This is a genomic window from Ensifer sp. BR816 (assembly GCF_000378985.1).
In the GTDB taxonomy this organism is placed as follows: Bacteria; Pseudomonadota; Alphaproteobacteria; order Rhizobiales; family Rhizobiaceae; genus Sinorhizobium.
Window position 1 is genome coordinate 4682174 of record NZ_KB905370.1, and the last position, 18303, is coordinate 4700476.

Genomic DNA, 18303 nt, shown 5'->3' on the forward strand with positions numbered 1-18303 from the left:
CCATTGCCGCCTACGCGGGAACCGCAGCCTTGGCCCCAGGCCGACGGCCATCGTGCGCGAGGGCCTGGCAGTGCTGGCAGGGATCTTTGGAACCTCGGCGAAACAGGCGTGCCGCCGAAGTCCCCGGTTGTGAATGAAACGTGAGGTTAAGATGGCGCGTCCGCAGCCCGAGATCACGAGGTGGGCGATGCGGACTATTCTTGTCACTGGGAGCCCCGGGCGGAATTGGCCGGGTAGTCTGCGAACGCCTTGCCGCCAGCGGCACTCGACTCGTCCTTGCAGCTCGGCTCGAATCCGGGGCGTCGACGCTCCCCGCACCCTCGGGGGTCCCACTCGACAATCCCTGTTAATATGGCCTCTGACACCTCGGTGGCCGATTTTGGTGGACGCCTTGCTGCATGGGGCCAGAATCCCTGACTGACGATTCACAGAGTGATCATCGTGCTCGTTTCACCATTTAGCAGTCGCTTCAGGTGAAAACTGGCGAGTCGGTCCTCCGCGTCACGACCAACCAAGGCAGCAAATGAAGCAACTGCATGACTATCGCCGGCCTCCAACTGCTCGAAAGCCGTTAAGTACGCCTGCGTTTCTGCGCTGGCACATCGTTCGGCATTAAGCGGCTCGAACGCGCGGACAGGCTCGGTCCGGCCCCGGAGGAGGAGATCACCTACAGGGCGGCCGCAGAAGCCTTCGGCGCTGGCGGCGATGGTGGCGCTCACGCAGATACGGGTCCCTAACGTCTTGTTGGCCGCTTGCAAGCGCGCGGCAACATTGATCGTGTCGCCATAGGCACTGTAGTCGAAAAACCTTCCTCCCCCGAAATTACCGACGACGGCGCTTCCAGCATGCGCGCCGATTCGGGTATGGCCGAGAGGTATTCCCTTCTTGCTCCAGTGTTCGCGGAAGGAGCACGCGAAGCCGTCGAGTTCCAGCGAACAGGCGATGGCGCGCCCCGCATGGTCCAGTTGATCCGCCGGAGCTCCGAAAAGAACGTGGAGTGCATCGCCGATTATCTTTGCTACGGTCCCCTCGTGGGCAAACACGATGTCAGTCATTCCTACGATGTAGTCGTTGAGGAGGGGTCCGAGCACGTTTGGTTCGATCGCCTCCACGAGTGAAGTGAAGCCTGTCAAGTCGGTAAAGAGCGAGACTACCTCCCTTCGCGCGCCACCGAGGTCAAGGGCATTGGCACTGCTTGCAAGGCGATCGGCGAGATTGGGTGAGAAGTAACGCGACAGCGACGCACGAGCTTGCTCCGCCGCTGCCTGCCGGCGCTGCACCTCTCGCATGTTCTCCACATGGCGAATTGTCTTGTCGATTGTTGCTTCGAGATCGCAGAAATCGATTGGCTTTGTGACGAAATCATAGGCGCCGCGGTTCATCGCAGTTCGGATGTTTGCCATGTCACTGTAGGCGGAGACGATGATCGTCGAGAGGTTCTCGCCCCTTTCCCGCAGCTTGGCCAACAGCGACAACCCGTCCATGCGCGGCATATTGATGTCGCTCAGCACCACGTCTACCTCTTCGTGATCAGCAAGTAGCGTCAACGCCTCGACGCCATCGCGGGCAAAGAGAAAACGTAATGCGCCTCCGCGGATCCTTCGCCGAAACTTCTGGACGAGAAGCATCTCGAGATCCGGCTCATCGTCCACAACGAGAATGCTGATGCTCATGTGAGCCGCCCGATACGCATGTCGATTTCTGCTCTAAGTGCTGCGAAATCGATCGGCTTCGTCAGCAGTGCTTCGGCGCCGCCATCGAGTGCTTCCTGTCTCGTCTGCGGATCTCCATAAGCGGTGATCATGATCACCGGCACATCCGGCCGTATTCTGCGCGCCATCGGCAGTAGCTCAAGACCGCTCATGCCCGGCATATTGATGTCAGACAGGACGAGAATGAGGGTGACGTCCCTCGCATCGGCGATCCGCTCGAGCGCAGCTCGCGCTGATTGCGCGAACTCCATCAGGAACCGCCCGCCGCGCAAATCACGGCGGAACTGCTGGCGAAAAAGATGCTCGATGTCCGCCTCGTCGTCGACTACAAGGATGAGAAGGCTCATGATCCGTCCTTGGAGGTTGCTGTCGCGGCGGCAGTTCGGGGCAGTTGGATGCGGAACTCTGTGTAGCGCCCGATCTCTGTTTCCACCTCGATCGAACCGCCGTGCTGTTTGACGATGATATCGTGGCTGAGGGAAAGCCCGAGCCCCGTTCCCTCGCCAGCAGGCTTAGTGGTGAAGAACGGGTTGAACATTTTCGCCCTCACATCAGAGGGGATGCCGGGGCCATTGTCGCGGATAATAATCTCTACGCTGTCGCCGAGGTTCCGGGTGATCGCGGCCAGCATCGGCTCGTAAACATCACCGTTCTCGCAGGCCGCGCGGCGTCCCGTTGCATAAAAGCCGTTCGAGACGAAGTTGAGAAGGACGCGCGTGATCTCCTGTGGGTAAACGTCAACTTCCCCGGCCGCCGGATCGAACGATTTCTGCAGGGTTATGTTGAATCCCTGCTTTTCGGCGCGGGCGCCATGATAGGCAAGATTGAGGCTCTCCTCGACAAGGGCATTAATGTCGACCGGCCTGCGCTCACCGACCCCTTGGCGTGAGTGCAGGAGCATGTTCTTGACGATCGAGTCGGCACGTTTGCCATGCTCGACAATCTTTTCGAGATTGCCCCTGAGCATCGCAGAGAGCTCGTCGATCTCGGCCCGTCCTGCCCCCTCTGCGACTGCACCATCGAGTGCGTGTTGCAGGTCCTCTATCAATTCAACGGAGATCGCCGAAAAATTGTTGACGAAGTTCAGCGGGTTTTTGATTTCGTGGGCGATACCAGCGGTGAGCTGCCCGAGCGAGGCGAGTTTCTCCGTCTGGACCAGTCTGTCCTGGGCAGTTCTCAGTTCTCTGAGCGAGCGCGACAGCTCCTCGGTTCTCTCTTGCACCTCTTGAAAGAGGCGGACGTTTTCAATTGCGATCACCGCCTGGTCGGCGAAAGTCGAAGCCAATTCGATCTGCTTATCGGTGAATGGCCGCACGGTCGAGCGGGTCAATACGAGGACGCCGATCGGACTTCCCTCACGCAAGAGCGGCACGCCCAGCACCGTGCGAAAACCGCCAAGTCTTTGCCCCTCGAGCAGCTCGTATTCCGGATCGTCGAGAACATCGGCGACCTGAACGGACCGGACTTCGAGCAGCGTCCGCCCAACGATGGTGCCGCGCCCCGGTTCCAGCGGGAGAGCCCGAAGATACTGGCCGAATTCCTGTGAGAAGCCGTAGCTGGCGACAGGGTAGTGCGCACCACTCATCGGCCGGGTCATCGTCCCCATCTCCGCGTCGCAGAGACGGGCAGCGGACGCCACGAGCGTGTCTAAAACCACCTGCAGGTCGAATGCGGAGCGGCTGATGACCTTCAGCACGTCGGCCGTCGCGGTCTGTTGCTTCAGCGCTTCGGCCAGTTCGGCGGTCCGCGTCTTCACCTCGTCGAACAGCCGCACATTCTCGATCGCTATGACGGCCTGGTCGGCAAAGGTCTGTAGAAGGCCGATCTGCTTTTCGGTGAACGGCTTGACTTCGGTTCGGCGGATGACGAGGCCGCCAATTGCCTCGTGTTGCCGTAGCAGGGGCGCTGCAAGGATGGTGCGATGTCCCATCCGAACGGCCATGCTCTGCCCGTCCGGGAACTCGTCGGCTTCGGCGCTCAGATCGGGGACATGAACCGGCTTTCGGTCCAGGACCGCCCGTCCTGTAACCCAGCCCGGTGACACCGGCCAGCCAGCGAAATCGATCGGTATCGGTCCGTGATGCGCCCTCAGATAGAGCGTGTCTCCGTCCCTCAGGAAAATAGCCGCATCATAAGCCTCGCAAAGCCGCACGGCCGACTCGACAAGCGTATCGAGCACGGCCTGGAGGTCGAAAGCCGATCGGCTGATGACCTTGAGCACATCCGCTGTCGCAGTCTGCTGCTGCAGCGATTCTTTTAGCTCGAGGTTCCGTTTCTCCAGGTCGGTGAACAGCCGAACGTTCTCAATGGCGATCACCGCCTGATCGGCGAAGGTACGCAGGAGCTCGACCTGTCGCTCCGGAAAGCATCCGACCTCGCGGCGATCGACGCCGATCGCTCCGATCGGACGGCCGTTCAGCGTGAGCGGCACACCGATGGCACTGCGGTAGGACATGATCTTCGCCAACGAGAGGAGTTGATACTCGGGATCGGCAAACACGTCCGCAATCTGCTCTATGGCGCCGCTGAGAAAGGCACGCCCCGTAACATTGGCCCTGCTTGGTTTCCGGGGAAAGATGGCTCGGACCGCTTCGATGCCTTCGCGAGAGACGCCATGATAAGCGACCGGGTGCATGAGTTCCCCGTCGAACCGGAAGACAAAGCAGAATTCCGCCGCGCAAAGTCTCGCCGCATTCTTCGCGATTGAGTCGAACACCGGCTGCACGTCGGTAGGCGAAGTCGAGATGACGCGCAGGATTTCGCTGGTTGCCGTCTGCTGCTCGAGCGCCTCGGAGAGCTCTCGGTTGCGCGCCTTCGCCTCATCGAAGAGCCGAACGTTCTCGATCGCAATCACCGCCTGGTCGGCGAACGTTCGCAGAAGCTCGACCTGCCGCTCGGGAAAGTATCCGACCAAGCTTCGAGTGACGGCGATCGATCCAATCGGGCGTCCGTTCCGCAAAAGTGGCACGCCAATGGCACTGCGGTAAGACACGATTTTGGCGAGAGGGAGCATCTTATAATCGGGGTCGGCAAAAACGTCGGGGATCTGCTCGACCACACCGCTGATAAAGGCACGGCCCGTGACATTGCCTCTATTTGGTTGCTGCGGAAACTTGGCACGTACCGCTTCGATGCCCTCGCGCGAAATGCCGTGATAAGCAGCCGGATGTAACAGCTCTCCGTCGAACCGAAATACGAAACAGAATTCTGCCGCGCAAAGCCTTGCTGCGCTCTCGGCTATCGCGTCGAACACCGGCTGCACGTTATCGGGCGAGGTTGAGATCACACGCAGGATCTCGCTCGTCGCGGCCTGCCGTTCGTTCGCCTCGGCAAGCTCGCGCTTCAGTAGATTTGCTTGACGTCTGATGCTGAGGCCTGAGACCTCCATGTCCGCCCCCTCTACTCTCCAGAAACGAGACTCAGGAGGAACCCCAACGGTCCACCGACCGGCATGCCATCAATCAGCAATCAACCTTCGCAGAAAGAAGAGAATAGCCTATCTGGCCACCGGTGACGAGAATTAGCTAATGCTTGTACTTTGGGATGGGGAAGAAACAGTCGCGACAGCCTTCAACGCCGACACAGTATCTCGCCGCACATAAGTTCAAATCAAGGGAGCGCTATCGTACGGGGGCTTTAGCTGCCTACGTCTTGTTTGCAATCCTCTTCATTTGTCAGATGAAACGGTCTCTCTCCGCTGTATGCAGCGCCAGACTCCGGCCAAAATAAACCAATAACTTGCGTGCCGTTGTGGCATCTCGGCCGTCGTCCTCGAGTTTTGTAACGATGTCGCGTTGAAGCGAAACGAGTTTCGCCGCATCCGCCACGTCCTTCTCCGTCGCGGTCAGGCGGCTTTCGATCAAGGACAATTCGTCCATACGAAAACATAGCACGGATCTGCTGCTTTAGCTCTCGGCACCACGGCAGAGGTAATCAAAGGTTCGAGCCCTTCTGGGGGGATCCCGAGGGAGAGCGTTCCTGCGGGGTGCGCGGCGGCGATCCGTCTCGCCAGACCGCCCAATGCTGCATTCCGACGGGAATGGTAAGCCTTTTCAGAAGCTTTGCATCCCGGACACCCGACTGATAAACCGTGATCAATCGGTCGGCAAACCTGTCTGCTTCATCGCTGTCGCGGGTAATCCGGTATTCATCCAGTAGCTGCTCAAAGATCTTGCCGAGCTTTCTCGCATCTTTCCCGGGAATGTATTCGGCAGGAGACAGCATAGGCAAGGAGCACCTGTAGTGCTCGCCTTCAGGCTGAGCGAATAAGCCTACACTATACGCTTGTTTCACGGCCCAGATGGGCGATGTAGGTGGCGTTGATGACTCATCAATTAGTGGGTGGTAGACCCGGCGGCAGCGAGTCGTTTCTTCTTTTGGAGCGGACACCTCGATGACCGCTCTGCGACGGCAAGTCTGGAGGGTTCGAGAATCAGCTTGCGCTCGGGGTGCGAACGGATCACTTCCTCCCTGAGCCCACGAGGGCCGGCATCGGGACTCGATAGGTCCCGTCGGCGGACCGAAACTGCACTATGCCGTTCGCAACCGTCGCGGAAATGGCGCCTTGCACCTCCTCGGTTTGGGCCAGCAGTAGGCCACGGGCGCGCACACCCCCTTCGAGGATTGCCGTGATCATTCCCAACGGCGCGGCCACTTCCCAGATCTGATCGACGCCCGCGACGGCCACGTCCGCAAACCCGCATTCTTCAAATGCTGTCCTCAATTTTTCGGGCTCACTGAACTGAAAGAAATCTGGCCCGTGGGGCAGGGGTACGTCGAGATTGCCGTGAATCTTGACGGCGCCGAAGAGCAAGCCAAAGCCGTTGGTTGGGGCCGGAGATTGCCAGACACTAGCGGCGAGATACCCTCCGGGCTTCAGCACGCGATGCATTTCGCAGAGTGCTGCCTCGGGATTTGGGACGTGGATTATGCCGTAGCCGCAAACGACGGCATCAAAGCTGTCGGCATCAAACGGCAAAGCCTGGGCATCACCCTCCAGAAACTCGGCGTCTGGCGCATTGCGCCGGGCGATTTTTATGACTTTGCCGGAGAAGTCGAGGCCGACGACTTGCGCTTCTCGCTCCACCGCCGCGCGGGCAAGCATTCCTGGGCCGGTGCAGACGTCGAGCACGCGCTTTCCCTTCGCAACGCGTGCGGCGGCCAAGAGAGCTGGCACGGTTTGCCTAGTAAGACGCGCAAAATGCTGGTCGTATCCTCTGCTGGCAGTTTCCCACCCGGTGTGCTCGAATTCACGGAAGGCTGCCGGATCGCGAGAACTCTCCATCGTACACTCCCGCAAGCGAAAATTTCCATATGGCACAGTACTAAATTAGCTTCATGGCATTTCTGGGTGGAGTGGAACGCTTTCTCTCCGCTTCTGCGTCAGGTCTTTGCCTTGAGGGCAAGAGCACGCAAACGCCAGCCTTGGGCAAATCCGATCTATGCAGAATGATCCGCTCTCTGGGCGAGGTGGCTCACCTGACGCAAGGCCTCTTCAGCAACTCCTGGTATCGTGCCTGATTTGCGCGTCGTTGCGAAATCGAGACCGGCAAAATAGACTCCGGGAACGGCCGCGATTCCATCCTTGTGGATGGGCTGTCCGTTCGCATCAAGAACTCCGGGAATTTGGATCCATTGGAAATTACCCCTGAAGCCGGTGCACCAGATGACCGATCTAATGTTGCTCGTCGCCAGACCGATTGATCGGATCGGTGGATCGGGAAGACGCGGTGCTATCGTCTCGGCAGGATCATCCTCGGCCGCCGGCGCCTGCAGGCCCGCGCGTTGGATATACCGGTCAATAAAGTCACTGCTTCCGTTGAGTTGTCAGCTGTTGCGGGCGAGGTAGCTCGGCTGCCAGGTCGGGCCGACTTCAAGCAGCCTGGTTGGCCCGCCCCAGTGGCTGAGCGCAGCTTAAATCGGCTCCAGTCCCGCTCCCTTGCATATATCTTGACAAATGTAGTCATGTTAATTAGCACCCCCTCGAACCAACGACGTTTAGCTCCTTGCTGGGGCAAACCATTGTTCTTGGTCAATGTGTTACAGGGGGCTATTTATGGAACTGCGTGTTGGATTGCTGACTGTTTTGCTCGCGACGGTGAGCCGCGCCGCTTTGGCGCAAGACGCCACGGCATTGGAGCGCCTCGAGGTGAAGGCGGGCACTTCGACGGCGACCGTCGGCACGCAGCCGGAGGAATATGCCGGGGGGCAGGTGGCTCGCGGCGGTCGCGTCGGCTTGCTCGGCAACCGAGACTTCATGGACACGCCGTTCAACATCACCAGCTACACCGCGGAGACGATCGAGAATCAGGGTGCGCGCACGGTGGCCGACGTTTTGGCGAATGATCCCTCGGTGAGGAGCACGCACGCTTCCGGCGGCATGCTCGATTCCTTCTATATCCGGGGTTTCCCGATCAACGAGGGGAACTTTGGCGAAGTCGCCTTCGATGGCGTCTACGGTGTGGCTCCGACCTACCGCCTGTTCACCGACTATGCCGAGCGCGTGGAGGTGCTCAAGGGGCCGGCGGCACTGCTCTACGGCATCTCGCCGAACAGCAGTGTCGGTGGCACCATCAACATCGTGCCGAAGCGCGCGTCGGATACGGATCTGACGCGGGTAACGACCGATTATGCCTCGGATCTCTACGGCGGCGGCCACCTGGACCTCAGCCGCCGTTTCGGCGAGGAAAGCCAGTTCGGCGTGCGCTTCAACGGCAGCTATCATGGTGGCGACACGGCGATCGACGACCAGTCGCTTGATGTTGCGGTCGGCGCCCTGGCGCTTGACTATGAGGGCGAGAACTTCAGGGCAACGCTGGACATCATCGGTCAGCGGCAGGACATCGACGCTCCGCAGCGTCCGTTCTTCCCGATGGCCGGCATAGAAATTCCGGACGCACCGGATGGACGCTCGAACGTTCAGGAACCGTGGGAATGGTCGAAGACCGAGGATCTCTCCTGGTTGGGGCGGGCCGAATATGACTTGAGCGATGCTGTGACGATCTTCGCGGCCATCGGCGGCGGCAACTCGCGCGTCGAACGGCTTTTTGGCACGCCGGTCATTCTGAACTCCGCCGGCGACGTCAGCATTACGCCGCAGAATTTCATATTCGATGTCGACCGGCTCACGGCCGAAACCGGGGTACGGGCCCAGTTCGACACGGAGGCGGTGGAACATACGGTCACGTTCCAGGTCAGCGGCCTTCAGCAGACGCTCAATCGCGGCTCGAACTCGGGAACGGCGCAATTCACCAATCTTTTCGATCCGCTCCCCCGTCCCAAGCAGGACGTGCCGCAGCCCACTCACGTGCCGAGGGTCTCGGAAAACACCTTCTACGGTTTTGCGCTTTCTGACACGATGTCGGTGCTCGACGAACGCGTGCAGTTGACACTGGGCGGGCGCTGGCAGCATATCGATACCGAAAATTACAGTCCGGTCACGGGCGCCGTCACCAGCTTTTCCGATGAGAGCGTGATCACACCGCTCGCCGGCATCGTCGTCAAGCCGTGGGATAACGTCGCGCTTTACGCCAACTACGTCGAAGGCCTAAGTGTTGGCGACACCGCTCCGACGACGGCGATCAATGCTGGCGAGACGCTCGCGCCCTACCGGTCCAAGCAGTACGAGATCGGCACCAAGGTCGACCTCGGCCGCGTGGCGGTGACCGTCAGCGCCTTCCAGATCGAAAAGCCGTTCGGTCAGCTCGAGACGCGCGGCAGCGACCTGGTCTTCGTCGAAGGTGGCGAACAGCGCAACCGTGGCGTGGAGTTGAACATCTTCGGCGAGGTCACCCCCGAGATTCGCGTGCTCGGCGGCGTGACCTTCATTTACGGCGAACTCACGAAAACGAACGACGACGCGATCCGCGGCAACACGCCGATTGGTGTGCCCTCGGTGCAGGTCAATCTGGGCGCGGAATGGGATACGCCGTTCATGTCCGGGCTGACGCTCGCCGGCAATGTCATCCACACGGACGAGCAGTTCGTCAACACGGCCAACACCCAGGAAATCCCTTCCTGGACCCGGCTTGACCTCGGCGCCCGGTACCGCACGGAGATCAACGAAAAGCCGGTGACCTTCCGAGCCGAAGTCGAGAATGTCTTCGACCTCGACTACTGGTCCGGCGTCGCAAGCTTCGGAACGATATCGCAAGGGGCGCCGCTGACGGTGAAAGTGTCGATGACGACTGGTTTCTGAGCTGTCAACCCGTCACCAACCGGAAGCTCCCGTGCCGGTGACGCTTATGGTGAGACCAAGCAAAAAGAAGGCGCCCCGGTGAACATCACGGGGGCGCCTTCTCTTTTCAAAGGGAAGCGAGCAGGAATTGGATCGTCCGGCGCGGGCGATCAATCTGCGCCGTCTGCGAGGCTCACCGCATAGCCCGGCCGGTACGGTATGGGCAGGAAGCGGCGGTGATACTCCGCAAAGGTCGCATCCGGATCGAGATCGGCAAAAAGGTCCGGATGGAACCATTTTGCCAATTGCTGGACGGCAATGAACTCATAGGGGCTGTTGTAGAACTGGTGCCAGATGCCGTGGAAATTCCGCGACTTTTGCGCAGCGATGTCCGTGTAGGCGCCGCGCGTGGTGAACCATTCGAGTTTTTTGCGGGTAACCTTAGGGTCGGCGCCGGGACCGAGCGGAATCCAATGGCCGCCAGGCACATAGGCCTGCCAGTCGGCGCTGGTGACGACCACATGCTCGGGATTGGCGACGATCACCTGCTCGGGATTGAGTTGGCCGAAGGTGGTGGGCAGGATATCGCTGCCGATATTGTGGCCGCCGGCAAGCTCGACATATTTGCCGAAGTTTTCCGCGCCGAAGGAAAGGCAGCAATCGTCGGCATAACCGCCGATCCGCTCGATGAAGACTCTCGGACGCTGCGGCTTTACCCGGTCGATGACGTCGGTGACGCGGGCCATCGCCTGGTGGCGAAATTCGATGATCTCTTCCGCACGCGCCTCGCGCCCCATGATCTTGCCGAGGAGCCGGATGGTCGGTTCGGTGTTCTTCAGCGGAAAGTGGCGGAAGTCGATATAGACGACCGGGATCTTCAGCTCCGCCAGTTTCTCGATATATTTCACGTCCTCGTTGGCGCGCATAGCCTCGAGATTGAGAAGCACCACGTCAGGCTTCTGGACGATGGTCGACTCGATGTCGAGCAGCCCATTTTCCTGACCCGGGAAGGCCGGCAGCTTGGCGAGTTTGGGAAAGGCTTCGAGATATTGGGCGTAGGTGGCCGGATCGGCCTCGATCAGGTCGTTACGCCAGGCGACGATACGGCCGAGCGGATCTTCCGGCTCGAGCGAGGCGATCAGATAAAGCTGCCGCCCCTCGCCAAGGAGGATGCGCTTGACCGGCGCATTCACCGTCACCTCGCGGCCGGCAATGTCGGTGACGGTGATCGGCGTTTGCCTGTCCGCCGCGGCCGTTTCTTCGGCAAGGGCTGCGGCCGGAACCCACAGGGCCAGCACGGCGACTACGGCTTGGAACGCCGAACATATTCTCCTCACGATATTTCTCCTCTACTGAATGGACGGCGCGATTGGAGCCACAGGGCGAGCGCCATCAAGAAAGACAGACCGTAAAGGCCTGCAACGAACGGGAATGCCACTTCAAGCCCAAAGCGTTGGGTTGCGACGACACCGGTGATGATTCCCACAACCGAGGCGCCCTGCTGGCAGGTTTGCGCGAGCCCGAGAACCGATCCCTGCCGGTCGCTCACCGTCGCGGCCGAAACGAGCGACAGGAGAACCGGGGTCGTTCCCCCGAGCAGCGCGCCCCAGGCAAGATAGAGCGCAGCGAAAAGGCCGATGTCGCGGGTCGAGCCGGCAAGGCTCGTGACCACGAGGCAACCGGCGGCGATCAGCACGCTCCATCCGAGCACGAAGGTCGGTGCTTGCCCCTCGAATATCCGCGCCCATATCGGCGCGCCGACCACAAAGCCGAACGCAAGCAGCCCGTAGCTCAAGCCCGTGATCCAATGCCGGGCGCCATAGACCTCCGACATGTAGAGCGCAAACGGCACCTGCAGAACCATCCGGCTCGCGAGCAGCAGTCCCATCAGCACGAGAAGTCCGGTGACCGAGATGCCGGTCAGCGGCGCCCGCGATATCTTAGCCGCCCTGACCGGTCCTGTGCCGCCTGCTCCTTGTGGCGGCACCGGCAGGCTCGCCCAGGCGACAGCGGCGCAGAGCGCGCAGATCGCGCCGGCGGTGAGATTGACGGCGGCGAAGGGCAAGGCATCGAGAATGAGGCCGCCGAGGAAGGCGCCGCCCAGCGAGCCGACATTGGTCGCCACCTGGAGCCAGGCGAAGAGGCCGGCGCGATCGCGTCCGCCGGTCACCTGAACGCCATAGGCCTGAGCCGGGGCGATATAGCCGGCGCAGGCCCCTTGCAGAAAGCGCAGCGCCAGAATGGTCCAGACGTCCTGGGCAAAGGAGACGAGCAGTTGCGTGATCGCCAGGCCGGCAAGCGCCCGCACCATCATCAGCCGATTGCCGTAGCGGTCGCCCATGCGGCCCCAGAAGGCGCTCGTCAGCGACACGCCGAGCATGGGGCAGACATAGACGCCGATTCCGGCAAGCGCAAAGACGCTCTCGGACGGGTTCAAAGCCCGGATTTGGATCGGCCAGAAGGGACCGCTCATTTCCATGGCGCCCATGGAAATGAACTGCAGGCCGAAGAGCAGCGCGAAGACGGGTCCGAAGCCGCGCAGGACGGCGACTGTACCGGTCATTGCGCACTCGCCAGTGGATTGGGCAAGTGATGTTCGACCCGGTAATCGCGATAGCGTTCCAGATGCATCCGCAGCACCGAGCGCGTCGGCCAGGGCCGTTCGAGGAAAGCGTCGCGCTCCTCGATCCAGAACGCATCCGACAGCATCCGCGGCCTGAGCGCCTCGAACGCCGCCTCCGTCTCTTCCCGCAGGATGTGCCACAGGCTGTAGCCGGTGAGCGAATATTCTTCCGTGAGGCAGAGCGCGATCTCGTGGAGATGGCAGACGAAGCAGGCGTCGATGACGAAGGAGCGCACGAGGCTGATGTCGTCGTCAAATGTGGTCGGCAGAATGCCCTTGCGGCTGAACGGTTTCAGATCGTAGCCGCGCTCGTTGAACAGCGGCGCGAAGCTGCGGCCGTCACCGAAGTCGCGGATCAGCAGCTTTCGCGGCATGCCACGATCGTCGAAAAGGACTGTGCTGTTCTGCTGATGCGCCTCGAAGGCAATGCCGTAGAGAAGATACATGGCGAGTGCCGGGCGGACGACGGTGCGCGCATAGGCGCGGAAGAACGCCGCGACGGCCGCTTCGCTTGCGCTGCCGGACCTGGCAATGAGCTCGCAAATGAGCGGCCGGCCGTCGAGCGGACTTGCCGTCAGCAGGGCAGCGACGGTCACCGGCAGCATGCCGTCGTCGCGGGTCAAGGGATCGGCGTTGCGATAGACCACCGAAAGGAAGCGGCCGGGGTGCTCGTCGCCGGTCTCGGGATGGTGCAGAATCGCGCCCAGCTCCTCGGTGAAGATCTCCAGCTCGCGCTTCAGATCATCCTCCTTCGACAGGATGTCGGAAATCAACGTGCTGAGGCGCGGCCCCATATGGATCGATTTCCCCTGCAGCGTGCGCTGTTCGCTGGTCATCCAGATCGCCACCGGCAGCTTGATGAAGGGCCTGGGCGCCTCGGTTTCCGGAAGCATCGTGCGGAATGACATGGCCGGCAGCGTGACGATCCCCGGACCTTCGGGGTCGAGCACTCCGTTCTCGATCTCGGTCGCGAATTCGCGGCGCACGAAATTCTCGAGATGCCAGCCGTGGACGGGGAGGGGAATCCAGCCCTCGGGCGATTTACCACGCGCCTTCAAGCCCTCCGCCCATTCGCGCCAGAGGTCCGGGAAGTTTTCTGCGAACCATTCCGAATAGCTGCCGACATGCGGCATCTTCTCGATGTAGGCCCAGTCGTTGCGCAGTGCCGCGATCACGAGGGGCACCCGCGCGCCGAACTCGGGCGACAGCGCCGCGACGTCCTCCGGCGCCAGGCCGGGCTTTGCCTTCCAGGTCGGGTAGAAGGGATGGCCTTCGAGGGCGCCCCATTGGTCGAGCGTCATCGCCGCCAGGTGAGTCGGGAGGCTTTCGCGGAGATAGGCGAGGAAGCCGGGCGCGCCGGCTTCGGCGATCTGCCGGCGCAACGTGGCACTCCAGCTTTCGCGGGCGCGGCGGGCGAGAATGTCGTTGGCCATGCTGTTGTCGACGTCGCGCACCAGATGCTCGAGGCCATCGGGAGCAGGCGTAATCGCGAGGGAGGGGGCTACCTCCCTCATCAGGGCCGATGGATCGTCAATTTTCTGGCGACCACCGGTTCCGTCCAGCACCTCGACCTGCCCGCGATTCTGCAATGTTCCGGCCGGTGCCAGTCGCAAGTCGGTGAAATGCAGCACGCGCCGCGAGGCCCAGAGTGGAAACCAGGCCTGACGGCCGTCGCGCGCCCACATCAGCGCGGCGGGATCGAGCACGCGTTCGGCGAACAGGCAGCGCACCAGCCGGTTGATCGCGTTCAGCGATGCATTCGACAAAAGCGCGCGTTCGTCGCTCGCAACGGCAGCTGCCGCGAAAGAAGTTCTCTCGTCCATCATTGAGCCTCCGGCCAGTCTGTCGGAACATAGTCCGGCGCGCCCGCGGCCAATTGGCCATGGTAGTCGCGCGCCCAGTTGTAGGTCTTGGAGATCGTCGGGGCCGCTACTCCGAGGCGCGCCGCCATCGAGACGAGCAGCGCTTGTCCGAAGGCAATGTCCTCATGAAAGGCGCGGCTGTCGCGATCGATGACGAGACCCGGGCCATCCGGATTGGGCGCGAGCGGCGCCCGGATCCCCGCATAGGCGCGATTGGTGCGCAGAAGCGTGTACATCGTCCGATCGTCTTCGATCTGCTCGCCATAGGCCTCGATCAGTTCCTGGCGAAGCGGCTTCACCGAACTGAGGTCGATGCCGAGACGCGCTTCACTCGCCCGTCGGATCGCCTGGTTTTCTGCGTCGCAAGCTTCCAGGAGTTCGGCGCCCGCCTGCGGGCAATCGCTCCACCAGCATAGCGGTTCGTTAAAGGGCGTGTTCTCAAAGGGTGCGCCGGGACCGATGAGGGCATAGAGCACGGCAGGGTGCATCAGCGCGTTGCCGGGCGTCAGGGTGATTTCGAGATAATCCTTGAGCAGGGTGACGGGCGCCTCATAGAGGCGATTGAGCATCGCCACGAGCTCAGCGGCGTTCGCAGCACGTTCGCGGCGGTGAAGAGCGACAAAGAGTTCCGCCTTTGCTCCGCCCATGCGCACGCGTTGACCAGCAAGGAGATCGAAGGCGATGTGGGGCACATCCTTCATGCCCCAAATCACGACGTTGTCCTGCTCCGAGAGAGCCTGTGCCGCCAGCCAGTCGAAGCCACAAAAGCCAGGAATGGCTCCGACATAAACGGTTCTGTCCTTCGGCAAGTGCCGCGCGATGTCGCGCAGAAGCGCCGGCCGAGCCTGCGCCGGCTGGGTTACGATCACGACGTCAGCGCCTTCGAGGGCCCGGCCCGGATCCCTTCCGACATAGTCGGGCCTGGCGTTCAAGACGCGATCGTCTCGCGTCTCTGCCTGCCAAAGATCGTCGCCACCGGCCCACCGCTCCGCGACCGTCGTGGAAGAGGTCAGGACGGAAACCGCGATACCGGGCTTCTGCTTGAAGAGGACGGCATTCAAATGTCCGGTGCGACCGGCGCCGCAAATCGTCACCTTCATGCGGCGCGCGCCCTTCCGGCGAGCCAGCCGTCCAACTGGTCTGCAATGGCAGGGTCGAGCAGGCGGCGCTTCGCCATCCACTCGTCGTCGAAAATCGTGCCGAGATATTTCTCGCCGCCGTCCGCCACCGTGGTCACGACCGTGCCGGTCAGCTTGCCTGCTACAATGAATTCCAGAGCCTTGTAGATGGCGCCACCGGTCGAGCCGCCGACGAGCAGCCCCTTGCGCCGGGCGATATAACGCGCCGTCTCGAAGGCCTGCGTGTCGGTCACCTGGACGCCCTCGTCGATGCACGAGTAGTCGAGCACCTTGCCGACCTCGTCGCCGGCGGGCGTCCCCGTGCCCGATTGGAAGTAGGGATGGCCCGGCTTGCCGAAGACGATCGACCCGGCCGGCTCGACCGCGATCGTGCGCACGGCTGGATTGTGGCGCTTGAGGCGCTGCGAAATGCCGGTCATGGAGCCGCCGGTCCCGACGCAACCGACAAAGGCATCGATCCCGTCCGGGAGCTGCTCCAGCAACTCATCGACGAGGCCGGCATAGCCCTCGGGATTTGCCGGGTTGTCGGACTGGTTCATGAAGAGCGCGCCGGGAAGCTGCGCGCCGAGTTGCGCGGCCAGCCGCTGCCGCGCGACAACGGCGACCTCGTCCTCGCGAAAGTCGCCTTCGACATAGCGGATCTCGGCGCCGAGCGCCCGCATCATGCGGATCTTGTCGGGCGCCGCATGGTGGTCGACCACGGCGATGAAACGCATCCCGAATTCCAGTGCCGCCAGCGCCAGTCCGGTACCGGTGTTTCCGGAAGAGGATTCGACGATCGTGCCGCCGGGGGCGAGGCGCCCGTCCTGAACCGCCGCAACCACCATGCTGCGCGCCATGCGGTCCTTCATCGAACCGCCCGGATTGTTCTTCTCGATCTTCAGCACCAAAGTGGCATTGCGCTCCGGTACCTCGATCGACATGAGCGGCGTCTGGCCGATCAATTGCGTTACGGTCGTGTGCAGCATCTAAAGCTCTCCAATTGTGTCGGGGACGAGATTGGGCCGCCCTTCCGCGTCTTGGGTGACGCAGAAGCGGGCGGGCATGGGATGGCGATGGAACTCGTTTTCGAGGAGATCCATCTGATAACCGGCGGTATTGGCGTAGACGAGCAGGTCGCCGGCCTTGGGCGCGGTCGGGAAGGTTAGCCACCTGTTGCTGATGACGTCCTCATCGAGGCAGCTATGGCCGGCCAGATAGGCGCGGACCGGCGCCGATTGAACGGCCGCCCTGGTGGCAGGCACGAGAATGGGGTCGATCAGGAACTCGGAGGCGAACCAGGTTTCGCAGGCGCTGAAGCTGCTGCCCTCGAGGAAGATGACATGCGCATCCGGGCCCAGCGCCTTCACCCGCAAGATCCGGAAGACACTGATGGCTGCCTGATCCGCAAGGGCCCGCCCGGGCTCCATCGCCAGGATCAGACGCTCGTGCTCGAGATAGTTGGCGACGCTCGTACCCTTGCTCATTTTTGCCTGCAGCAACTCGCTCAGCCAGTCGGCTGCCGAAAGAGCGCCGCCATAGGGATAGAAGGAGTCGGGCACGGCCCCGGTGCGGTAATCCTCGGGGGTTTGGGCCGCGAGATGCGCCTGGTATTTGGCCTCATCGACATATTGGATCGGTAGGCCGCCGCCAATATCGATCATGCGCGGGGAGAATCCCATTTGCCTCGCTTCGGCGATGAGATCGGCGGCCTCGTTCAACGCCGCCAAACGGGTCTCCCAGCGATAGCCGCTGAGATGGAAGTGCAGCCCGTCGAAGCGTAGCCGGTTTTCGCTGGCAAGCCGAGCGAGGCAATGGATGACGGCCTCGGCCGGCATGCCGAAGCGGCTCCTTTTCTGATCCCGCGGCTGCAGGCGCAGCAGGATTGGTTGCGGGCCGCCATCTGCCGGCAATGCGGCGATGAGATCCTCCAGCTCTTCCGGCGCGTCGACCGATATCAGGGCCTGGCAATCGAGGAGTTGCTGATGAAAGGCGGGCGTCTTTGCCGGCCCGGTTGCGACGATCCTTGCACCTTCGGCCCCAAGTCGTCGCGCATCGCGCAGTTCGTAAAGGCTGGAGATGTCGAGCCCGGCGCCGGCGTCAAGCGCTGCCCGCATCAGCCCGGGTGATTTGTTGACCTTCGCCCCATAAAAGATCGCGTGGGCGATGTGGTGCTCCGTCAGCGCGGCTCTTAGCGCGTCAAGGTTCTCCCGCAACGCATCTGGCCACACGAGATTGAGCGGCGAGCCATGGCGGGCGACCCAGTCTCGTAGGAGGGAGCCCCTTCTGGCCAGAAGCTCGGCGATTACGGGCCGCAGGATCGGCGGCAGGCCGGCGTCGATTTTGTGGCCATGCACCGTCATCGAAAAGCCTCCGCGACAGGGGCCGACGCTGCCGAAACGGGCGCGGGATTGCGCAGAAGCTCGATCGGCAGGTCGCATCGCGGCAGTCCGCGCTCGAAGATGTGCCGTGTGGTTTTATACGGAAATTTGCGACCGCTCCGTGCCATAGCGAAGATCGCCGCGGGCGTGATCGTTTCGCCCGGGCGCCAGCTCTCGACCTGGACGGAATCGTAGTCGAGAAGAACCACCGGTACGGTGGCGAGGCGGAGGCGAAGTGCGACAGTCAGACGGTGATGACCGTCCATGACGAACAGAGCGTCCTTCTCGATTGTTATCGGCGCGGTCCATCTGCCCGCTCGCAGGATTTGCGCGTGCAGTGCATCCGCCCTGTCGTGGTTCACCTCTTCTGTCGGGATCAATCGTGCTGGTGAGAGAAGGCAATATTCCATCCGGTCTGGCCTCACGCTCGG

14 protein-coding genes are annotated in these 18303 nt (G+C 61.9%); 1 reads left to right on the top strand and 13 read right to left on the bottom strand.

The genetic code is table 11. The features are described from left to right. Positions 1-425 precede the first annotated feature (425 nt). The 6 genes from RHIBR816_RS0122395 to RHIBR816_RS0122420 all read right to left on the bottom strand — a co-directional run bounded on the left by RHIBR816_RS0122395 (position 426) and on the right by RHIBR816_RS0122420 (position 6996). On the bottom strand, positions 426-1673 hold the full coding sequence (locus RHIBR816_RS0122395) for an adenylate/guanylate cyclase domain-containing protein (protein WP_018238840.1): 1248 nt from the start codon (positions 1671-1673) through the stop codon (positions 426-428). After that, positions 1670-2059: a response regulator gene (locus tag RHIBR816_RS0122400; protein WP_018238841.1), complete on the bottom strand. Its 390-nt coding sequence runs from the start codon at positions 2057-2059 to the stop codon at positions 1670-1672. Before RHIBR816_RS0122400 ends, RHIBR816_RS0122395 begins: the two co-directional genes overlap by 4 nt. Next, positions 2056-5100 carry a GAF domain-containing protein gene (locus RHIBR816_RS0122405; protein ID WP_018238842.1) on the bottom strand — a complete coding sequence of 1015 codons (3045 nt, stop codon included), beginning with the start codon at positions 5098-5100 and terminating at the stop codon, positions 2056-2058. The genes RHIBR816_RS0122400 and RHIBR816_RS0122405 overlap by 4 nt, the downstream gene beginning before the upstream one ends. A gap of 286 nt (positions 5101-5386) precedes the next feature. Further along, a complete protein-coding gene (locus RHIBR816_RS0122410; RefSeq protein ID WP_245262649.1) occupies positions 5387-5575 on the bottom strand; it encodes a hypothetical protein in 189 nt (62 codons plus the stop codon). Positions 5576-5645: 70 nt separating this feature from the next. After that, entirely contained in the window at positions 5646-5936 is a 291-nt protein-coding gene (locus RHIBR816_RS34520) for a hypothetical protein (protein WP_018238844.1), read from the bottom strand. Between the two features lie 235 nt (positions 5937-6171). Beyond that, entirely contained in the window at positions 6172-6996 is an 825-nt protein-coding gene (locus tag RHIBR816_RS0122420; RefSeq protein ID WP_018238845.1) for a class I SAM-dependent methyltransferase, read from the bottom strand. 771 nt (positions 6997-7767) lie between these two features. Between RHIBR816_RS0122420 and RHIBR816_RS0122425 the strand changes: the two genes are divergently transcribed. Beyond that, positions 7768-9909 (top strand): TonB-dependent siderophore receptor, encoded by a 2142-nt coding sequence (locus tag RHIBR816_RS0122425; RefSeq protein WP_026187316.1) that lies wholly within the window; start codon positions 7768-7770, stop codon positions 9907-9909. A 149-nt stretch (positions 9910-10058) separates the two neighbouring features. On the opposite strand, the gene RHIBR816_RS0122430 is transcribed toward RHIBR816_RS0122425, so the two are convergent. The 7 genes from RHIBR816_RS0122430 to RHIBR816_RS0122460 are packed head-to-tail and all read right to left on the bottom strand — an operon-like array spanning position 10059 to position 18282. Next, positions 10059-11225: an ABC transporter substrate-binding protein gene (locus RHIBR816_RS0122430; protein WP_026187317.1), complete on the bottom strand. Its 1167-nt coding sequence runs from the start codon at positions 11223-11225 to the stop codon at positions 10059-10061. Further along, positions 11222-12451, bottom strand: coding sequence for an MFS transporter (locus RHIBR816_RS0122435; protein ID WP_018238848.1), 1230 nt, complete (start codon positions 12449-12451; stop codon positions 11222-11224). The genes RHIBR816_RS0122430 and RHIBR816_RS0122435 overlap by 4 nt, the downstream gene beginning before the upstream one ends. Beyond that, positions 12448-14334 carry an IucA/IucC family siderophore biosynthesis protein gene (locus RHIBR816_RS0122440; protein ID WP_018238849.1) on the bottom strand — a complete coding sequence of 629 codons (1887 nt, stop codon included), beginning with the start codon at positions 14332-14334 and terminating at the stop codon, positions 12448-12450. The genes RHIBR816_RS0122435 and RHIBR816_RS0122440 overlap by 4 nt, the downstream gene beginning before the upstream one ends. Further along, complete coding sequence (locus tag RHIBR816_RS0122445) at positions 14334-15473, bottom strand: NAD/NADP octopine/nopaline dehydrogenase family protein (RefSeq protein WP_018238850.1); 1140 nt, start codon at positions 15471-15473, stop codon at positions 14334-14336. Before RHIBR816_RS0122445 ends, RHIBR816_RS0122440 begins: the two co-directional genes overlap by 1 nt. Further along, positions 15470-16480 (bottom strand): cysteine synthase family protein, encoded by a 1011-nt coding sequence (locus RHIBR816_RS0122450; protein WP_018238851.1) that lies wholly within the window; start codon positions 16478-16480, stop codon positions 15470-15472. The genes RHIBR816_RS0122445 and RHIBR816_RS0122450 overlap by 4 nt, the downstream gene beginning before the upstream one ends. Next, positions 16481-17854 (bottom strand): Y4yA family PLP-dependent enzyme, encoded by a 1374-nt coding sequence (locus RHIBR816_RS0122455; RefSeq protein WP_018238852.1) that lies wholly within the window; start codon positions 17852-17854, stop codon positions 16481-16483. After that, positions 17851-18282: a ParB N-terminal domain-containing protein gene (locus RHIBR816_RS0122460; protein ID WP_034815594.1), complete on the bottom strand. Its 432-nt coding sequence runs from the start codon at positions 18280-18282 to the stop codon at positions 17851-17853. The genes RHIBR816_RS0122455 and RHIBR816_RS0122460 overlap by 4 nt, the downstream gene beginning before the upstream one ends. Between the last annotated feature and the right edge of the window lie 21 nt (positions 18283-18303).